Below are 7,218 nucleotides of genomic sequence, written 5' to 3' on the forward strand. Positions count from 1 at the left end.
CCCTACCCCAGCCACATCCCAACCATCACAAACATCAACCACCCTACATACACCCACGCATGCAGCCGATCCGGTATCCGCCCGATCCATGGTGTTGCCAGACGGATGCCCAGTAGCGCGCCGAGTGTGAGCACAACAAAGGCCAGCAAGTCTACGAAACCGACAAACCACGGGCCGAAGTCTGTCCCGGTGAAGCTGGCCAAGGCCATGTAGGTGATGGTGCCGGCCAACGCGACGGGCACGCTCAGTGGATTGGCCATCGACGTGGCCTGGGACATGCTCAGGCCACAACGGCGCAGCAGTGGTACGGTCATGACGCTGCCGCCGACGCCCAGCATTGTGGCGATGATTCCGATGGTTGTACCGCCCAATGCGGTCTCCATTGGCGCCAAAGGGCGTAGGACGGCATCGCTGGCGCGTGTCAGAAAACCTCGCCGCAGCAGGCAGTCCAGGATGGTCAGGCCCAGGTAAGCCATGAAGGCGTAGCGGATAATCTCGCCATTGAGCCAAGTGGCGGCCGCTGCGCCGAAGACCGCCCCCAGCGCAATGAAACCGCCGAACGGCCACAGGTAATGACGAATCAGTTGACCGGCACGCTGGTGTTTTCCGGTGGCGACCAGGGCGTTGACGATCATGACGCAGGTCGAGGTGGCGACGGCAATGTGCATGGCCGATTCACCGATGGCGTCACCCGAGTGATGGGCCATCAGCATGCGATACATCAAAGGCACCACGACGAAACCGCCGCCAAAGCCGAACAACACCGCCGTTACGCCACTCAGGCAGCCGAAGCACGCAAGCAATACATAGAACATCGAGGCGAATCCGTGAAATGGGAGGCGCCCCACGTTAGATAAGCGAAGCTTGGCCCGCTCTAGCAAACAGGCCAATAATGTTTGCGTTTACGCCAATGATGAGTAGCCCCTCGATGCGCAACACTTCGATCGATTTATTGGATGCGATCCCTAGGGCTGTCGTCGCCATTGGCACCGACTACCCCCACGGACATTTACTGCCCTCGCACCATCATCGCCGGGCGCAGTTGCTGTATGGCGCCACTGGTGTGATGCAGGTCCGCACCGAAGACGGTAATTGGGTGGTGCCGCCGCAACGGGCGGTATGGATCCCGCCCGGGGTTGCCCATGAGGTGCTGATGCTGGGGGTCAGCACGCGCAGCGTGTACATCGAACCGGCCGCGGTGACGGCCATGGACGCCCGTTGCCAAGTTATCAGCGTGTCGCCCCTGATGCGCCAGTTGCTGCTGGAAGCCGTGGAGCTTGCGCCGGAATACGACGAGGCCGGACGCGACGGCGCGCTGATCAATCTGTTGCTGCACGAACTGTTGCGCAGCACTCATTTGCCGTTGCACCTGCCACTGCCCAAGGACCCACGCCTGCTCGGCCTGTGCCAGGGGTTTCTGAAACACCCCAACGCCCACGTCTCACCCGTGCAATGGGCGGCGCAGTTGCCTGTGAGCTTGCGCTCGTTCAATCGGCTGTTCAGCCGGGAAACCGGGTTGAGTTTCAGCCAATGGCGACAACAAGCCTGTGTGATGTCGGCGCTGTCTCGATTGGTCGTAGGCGATTCGGTAACCCGTATTGCCCTGGATCTGGGCTACGACAGCCCTGCGGCGTTCTCCACCATGTTCCGCCGGGTGCTGGGTCACGCACCGAGTGCCTGGCTGGAAAAGACCACCGGTCATTGATCAAAAAAATGAGATTGATCAGGATTCAAAACAACTGTACAAAAACACAGTATTTTTTGAATCCACAGCTTTGGAGAACTCCCATGGCCTCGCTCGCAATCAAAACCACCCTGGAACGCATCGCTGTCTATCAATTCACCCCTGCTCACAGCGCGCAGGCTCGAGCCATGCTGGGCTGGAGTGTCGAGGAATTGTCACGGCAGTCTGGAGTCTCGACCCAGGCCATCCGGCGCTTCGAAGCGGGGGGCGAGCTACTTGATGTCACCCGCCTGGCCCTGGCCTTTCGGCTGGAAGCCGAAGGCCTGGTGTTCTTCCCGGGCTTTGCGCCTGGGCGCGGCATGAATATCAAAGGCGCCACGCCGGATCCGATGGGGCGGCCAGACTACGCAATGATCGAATGATCGATGCGTCGAGGGTCAGGCCATATCGGGCTGGTCTTGATAAGCCGAGGGTTCCACGTCCAGCCACCAGGCGCGGCCACGTTGCGGTTGCGCGAGGCTGAAGGCTTCACCCATTTGCGGGGTGGCAATGCAGACGTTGCGCTCCCAGGCCAGGGCCAGGATGCGATCGAAGGGTTCGTACCAGGCATGCATCGACAAATCGAACGTGCCGTTGTGGATCGGCAGCAACCAGCGGCCCTTGAGGTCGATATGCGCCTGCAGGGTTTGCTCCGGCTGCATGTGGATGTGCGGCCATTCGACGTTGTAGGCGCCGGTTTCCATCAGCGTCAGGTCGAATGGGCCGTATTGCTGGCCGATGCGTTTGAACCCGTCGAAATAGCCCGTGTCGCCGCTGAAGAATATTCGGGTGGCGCCATCGATCATCACCCACGAGGCCCATAACGTACTGTTGCCGTCGAACAGCCCGCGACCGGAAAAGTGCTGGGAGGGTGTGGCGATGAATTCAATGCCGTCCACTTCGGTGCTCTGCCACCAGTCCAGCTGACGCACCTTGCTGGCGTCGATGCCCCATTTGATCAGGGTGTCGCCTACCCCGAGAGGGGCCAGGAAATGCCGTGTCTTGGCGGCAAGTTGGAGGATGGCCTGATGATCGAGATGGTCGTAGTGATCATGGGAAAGAATCACCGCTTCAATTGGCGGCAGCTGTTCCAGGCTGATGGGCGGCTGATGGAAGCGCTTGGGGCCAGCCCATTGCAGGGGGGAAGCGCGCTCGGAAAAAACCGGGTCGGTCAGCCAGAACTTGTCTCGCAGCTTGAGCAGCACCGTGGAATGCCCGAGGCGGAAGACGCTGTTGTTCGGCGCGGCCAGCAGGTCGGCGCGCGTCAGCGGTTGTACCTCGATGGTGCCCGCAGGACGGGTGTTGCGCGGTTTGTGGAAGATCATGTTCCACATGATGCGTAGCATCTGGCCGAGCCCTTGGCGCGGTGTAGGGGCGTGGTTACGGTACTTTCCTTGCTCCTGCTGGGATGAAGGAAGCACCGCAGGGCTGTCAGTCGAAGAAAAAATGGTCATGATGCGAAAACTCCAAGGACGTCGTCGCAATTGCGCTTCGCCGTTGTGGGACGCTAATGGCCGTTGCATGCACGCTCAGCCGCCTGATTGAAAACTACACTACTCGGTGTAGTTTGTAGATTGCAGCAATCCCGAGAGCAAGTAAACTGCCAAGTGTAACTTCCCTTCTCCAGATGATGATTAACCATGACCGTACCGCCGCAGCGCCTCACCGAGCGAAAACGCGAATCCATCCTCCAGGCCGCGATTGCCGAATTCCGTAGCAGCGGTTTCGAGATCACCAGCATGGACAAGATCGCGGCGACGGCGGGTGTGTCAAAGCGCACGGTGTATAACCACTTCCCCAGCAAAGAGGAGTTGTTTGCGGAAATTCTGAATCGATTGTGGAACAGCATTACCGCCGAACAGGACATGGCCTACAGCCCGGAGCAGCCCCTGCGTGAGCAGCTTCGAAAGCTGCTGCAAGCCAAATTGCACATGCTGGCAGACGATAATTTTCTCGATCTGGCGCGCATCGCCATTGCCGCGACGATTCATTCGCCCGAGCGAGCCCAGGATATGGTTGCGCGCATGGGTCAGCGCGAAGAAGGTTTGACCGTGTGGATTCGCCAGGCCCAAGCCGACGGTCGGTTGAAAGCCGTGGAGCCGGCGTTTGCGGCGCAACAGATGCACGGGCTGATCAAGACGTTCGCCTTCTGGCCTCAAATTTCCATGGGCCAGCCGTGCCTGACCCAGGATGAACAGACTCAGGTGGTTGAATCGGCCCTCGACATGTTCCTGGCCCGCTATCAGGTCTGAGTGTCGCTACCACCGCAGAAACGGATTACGGCATCGATGGCTTGCTCACGAATTTCTCGTGCATCTCGGTAGTCAGGCAGTCGATGCGCTCGGTCAATGCCTTGGTCATTTCCGTCAGGCGGGTGTTCTGCTCCAACAACTCGAGCAATTGCGCCGTGTTCTGTGCTGCCTGGGCCTGGCGCTCACTGTTGGCAATGGCCAGTGCTTCGCGATGTTGAGCATCCGCTTCGGCTTGGGCCTTGTCCCGCGCGGCCTGGCGTGTCTGCGCCAGCAGGATCAGCGGGGCGGCGTAGGCCGACTGTAGGCTGAACGCCAGATTCAGCAAGATGAACGGGTAAGCATCGAAATGAACCACACCCAACATGTTCAGGCTTATCCAGATCAACACGATCAAGGTCTGCGCCCCCAGGAACATGGGTGTCCCGAAAAAACGCGCGAATGCCTCCGCGCGTAGCGCAAAGCGGTCATTACCAAAGGTCGGCCCCAAATGCGCGTGGGGACGATGAAAACGCAAGTGATCAACAGGTGCTGTGGAAGTGGGCTGCGACGATTCTGTCATCATGATGTTCTCTGCCTGAGGCTGGGGCTCAAGTCACTATACCGCCGGGAGATCATCCTCGATTGAGCCATCAACGCCCTGTTGGACAAAAGTCAGTGCAAGCGCAGATTGCACCTGAGTTCATCGAACAATGTCACCACTGAGCGCAAGGCGCGACAGTCGGGCCGGGTCAGCAGCCAAAGGGCCGTGTCATACCCCGCCAGCGGTTCGCCAATGGGCGTAAGGCCCTTGTTTTCGCCGATTAGAAAGTCCGGCAACGCCGCCACGCCCAGCCCGGCTCGAACCAACTCGGTGACCGAAAGCATGCTGTTGCAGCGATAGGCCGGCACCACGCCAGGAAGATGCTGACGGCGCCAAGCCACAGTGGGGTGATCGGGGAGAAAGTCATCCGGCGCGATCCAGGTCATGTCGGCCAGATCATCCGTATTTACCGAACGCAGATAGCGGGTGTCGGCACATACCCGATAAACCACATTACCCAGATGCCGCCCGACCAGATGTTCCGGCGGCGTACGGGTCAGTCGCAAGGCGATGTCGGCGTCGCGGCGGCTCAGGTTGGCAAAGTCGTTCGAGGTGCTCAGCTCAAGGGACAGCGCCGGGTAAGCAGGCATGAACCGCGCCAGGGCCGGCAGCAACAATGCTTGCAGGACCGAGTCAGTGCAGGTCAGGCGCACCGTGCCGCTGACGACCTCACCGCCCTGCTCCACCCCGATACGCGCCGCCTCCAACGCCTGTTCGGCGCGCTCGGCCTGCTCAGCCAGCGCCTGGGCCAGGCTCGTGGGCAAATACCCTGCACGGCTTTTTTCGAACAAGGGTTGGCCCAGGGCGGCCTCCAGCCGCCGTACCGAGCGGAAGACCGTGGACACATCCACGTGCAGCAAGCGCGCGGCTCGGGCCAGCGAACCGCCACGGACCAGCGCCAAGATCAGGGACAGATCGGGATAGTCCAGACGATAGTGCGTCGGTGCATTGATCACTTGGGTAAACGCCAATATTGATTGCGTGAACGCCAATCTATAGTGGCGACCAGGAATCAACAAGCGGCGAGCCTCTCATGGAAAACCAGCGTTCTTTGCACATCGCCCTGGTCGGCGACTATGACCCTCAAATAACGGCCCATCGGGCCATCCCCATCGCACTCGAACTGGCCAGCAAGCAAACCGGTCATCACATTGGATTTCAATGGCTGGGCACCGACCTCATCACCGACAGCGCCGTCCTGAATGGTTTCGACGGGGTCTGGTGCGTGCCCGGCAGCCCTTACCGAAACGAAAATGGCGCGCTGCAAGCCATTCGTTTTGCCCGCGAACAGCGTCGCCCTTTCCTCGGCACCTGCGGCGGTTTTCAGCATGCCGTGCTGGAATACGCGCGCAATGTGATGGGCTGGGCCGACGCAGCTCATGGCGAAACAGCTCCCGAGGCTGAACGGGCACTGCTGACGCCGTTAAGCTGTGCGCTGATCGAAACCATCGACTGTCTTGAGCTTGACGCCGATTCGTTGATTGCCAAGGCCTATGGTCGCCTTAAGGTTTTCGAAGGATATCGGTGCAGCTTTGGGGTCAATCCACAGTTTGAGCGGGACTTGCTGAGTGACCGCTTGCACGCCGTGGCCCGGGATTCGGCTGGCAATTTACGGGCCGTGGAGCTGGCTGATCATCCTTTTTTTGTCGCGACCCTGTTCCAGCCTGAGCGCGCAGCGTTGGAAGGACGTGTGCCGTCGCTGGTCAGTGCGTTTATCGAAGCTTGCCGGAGGACAGCATCATGAGCGCCCCGTATTACGCGGTGATTTTCACCTCCCTGCGCACTGAGGGGGACCAGGGTTACGCCCAAGCCGCTGAGCGCATGCTGACTCTGGTTCAAGAGCAGCCGGGCTTCCTCGGCGTCGAGTCGGCCCGTGGCGAAGACGGCTTGGGCATCACCGTGTCCTACTGGAGCAGCGAAGCGGCGATCCTGGCCTGGAAACAGCACCCCGAACACCGCGCAATCCGCGAACGCGGTCGCTCGACCTGGTACGCCCATTGCTACACGCGGGTGTGCAAGGTCGAACGGGACTATGCCTTCCAGCGCCAAACCTGATGCCAGCCTACAAAACCTGCTCGCGAAAGCGCTGGGCCAGCTTGCATCCATGCTGAATGTGCCGCCGTCATCGCGAGCAGGCTCGCTCCCACATTAGTTTTTCAGGGCTACCCGATTCGGTGTCCACCTCAAATCCCTTGTGGAAGCGGGCTTGCTCGCGAAAGCGCTGGGTCAGCTTGCATCCATGCTGAATGTGCCGCCGCCATCGCGGGCAAGCCTTGCTCCCACAGTGGTTTTTCAGGGCTACCCAATTCGGTGTTCACCGCAAATCCCTTGTGGGAGCGAGCCTGCTCGCGATTGCGGCAGATCAGCTTGCATCAGTGTTGAATGTGCTGCCGCCATCGCGGGCAAGCCTTGCTCCCACAGTGGTTTTTCAGGGCTAACCGATTCGGTGTTCACTTCAAATCCCTCGTGGAAGCGGGCTTGCTCGCGAAAGCGCTGGGTCAGCTTGCATCCATGCTGAATGTGCCGCCGCCATCGCGGGCAAGCCTTGCTCCCACAGTGGTTTTTCAGGGCTAACCGATTCGGTGTTCACCGCAAATCCCTTGTGGGAGCGAGCCTGCTCGCGATTGCGGCAGATCAGCTTGCATCAGTGTTGAATGTGCCGC

General features: G+C 60.1%; 9 protein-coding genes. 5 read left to right on the forward strand and 4 right to left on the reverse strand.

Annotated elements, in window-relative coordinates:
• Positions 1 to 2: 2 nt before the first annotated feature.
• Positions 3 to 815 carry a sulfite exporter TauE/SafE family protein gene (locus T3A99_RS01545; RefSeq protein ID WP_274089914.1) on the reverse strand — a complete coding sequence of 271 codons (813 nt, stop codon included), beginning with the start codon at positions 813 to 815 and terminating at the stop codon, positions 3 to 5.
• A 113-nt stretch (positions 816 to 928) separates the two neighbouring features.
• Between T3A99_RS01545 and T3A99_RS01550 the strand changes: the two genes are divergently transcribed.
• Together T3A99_RS01550 and T3A99_RS01555 are read left to right on the forward strand one after the other, a co-directional pair.
• On the forward strand, positions 929 to 1,705 hold the full coding sequence (locus T3A99_RS01550) for an AraC family transcriptional regulator (RefSeq protein WP_274089915.1): 777 nt from the start codon (positions 929 to 931) through the stop codon (positions 1,703 to 1,705).
• Positions 1,706 to 1,788: 83 nt separating this feature from the next.
• Positions 1,789 to 2,106: a helix-turn-helix domain-containing protein gene (locus T3A99_RS01555; protein WP_047228797.1), complete on the forward strand. Its 318-nt coding sequence runs from the start codon at positions 1,789 to 1,791 to the stop codon at positions 2,104 to 2,106.
• Between the two features lie 15 nt (positions 2,107 to 2,121).
• On the opposite strand, the gene T3A99_RS01560 is transcribed toward T3A99_RS01555, so the two are convergent.
• The gene (locus tag T3A99_RS01560; RefSeq protein WP_047228798.1) at positions 2,122 to 3,177 is read right to left on the reverse strand and encodes an MBL fold metallo-hydrolase; all 1,056 of its coding nucleotides are present in this window, start codon (positions 3,175 to 3,177) and stop codon (positions 2,122 to 2,124) included.
• Between the two features lie 186 nt (positions 3,178 to 3,363).
• On the opposite strand from T3A99_RS01560, the gene T3A99_RS01565 reads away from it, so the two are divergent.
• Complete coding sequence (locus tag T3A99_RS01565) at positions 3,364 to 3,975, forward strand: TetR/AcrR family transcriptional regulator (protein ID WP_047228799.1); 612 nt, start codon at positions 3,364 to 3,366, stop codon at positions 3,973 to 3,975.
• A gap of 25 nt (positions 3,976 to 4,000) precedes the next feature.
• On the opposite strand, the gene T3A99_RS01570 is transcribed toward T3A99_RS01565, so the two are convergent.
• Entirely contained in the window at positions 4,001 to 4,534 is a 534-nt protein-coding gene (locus tag T3A99_RS01570) for a DUF1003 domain-containing protein (protein ID WP_047228806.1), read from the reverse strand.
• A 92-nt stretch (positions 4,535 to 4,626) separates the two neighbouring features.
• Entirely contained in the window at positions 4,627 to 5,574 is a 948-nt protein-coding gene (locus tag T3A99_RS01575; protein ID WP_274089916.1) for a LysR family transcriptional regulator, read from the reverse strand.
• A 14-nt stretch (positions 5,575 to 5,588) separates the two neighbouring features.
• Here T3A99_RS01575 and T3A99_RS01580 point away from each other — a divergent pair, with 14 nt between their 5' ends.
• Both T3A99_RS01580 and T3A99_RS01585 read left to right on the forward strand, forming a co-directional pair.
• Positions 5,589 to 6,299, forward strand: a complete 711-nt coding sequence (locus T3A99_RS01580) for a CTP synthase (RefSeq protein ID WP_274089917.1) — start codon at positions 5,589 to 5,591, stop codon at positions 6,297 to 6,299.
• A complete protein-coding gene (locus T3A99_RS01585; protein ID WP_274089918.1) occupies positions 6,296 to 6,610 on the forward strand; it encodes an antibiotic biosynthesis monooxygenase family protein in 315 nt (104 codons plus the stop codon). The genes T3A99_RS01580 and T3A99_RS01585 overlap by 4 nt, the downstream gene beginning before the upstream one ends.
• Positions 6,611 to 7,218 lie beyond the last annotated feature (608 nt).

This window comes from Pseudomonas sp. N-137 (genome assembly GCF_034555295.1).
GTDB lineage: Bacteria > Pseudomonadota > Gammaproteobacteria > Pseudomonadales > Pseudomonadaceae > Aquipseudomonas > Aquipseudomonas rhizophila.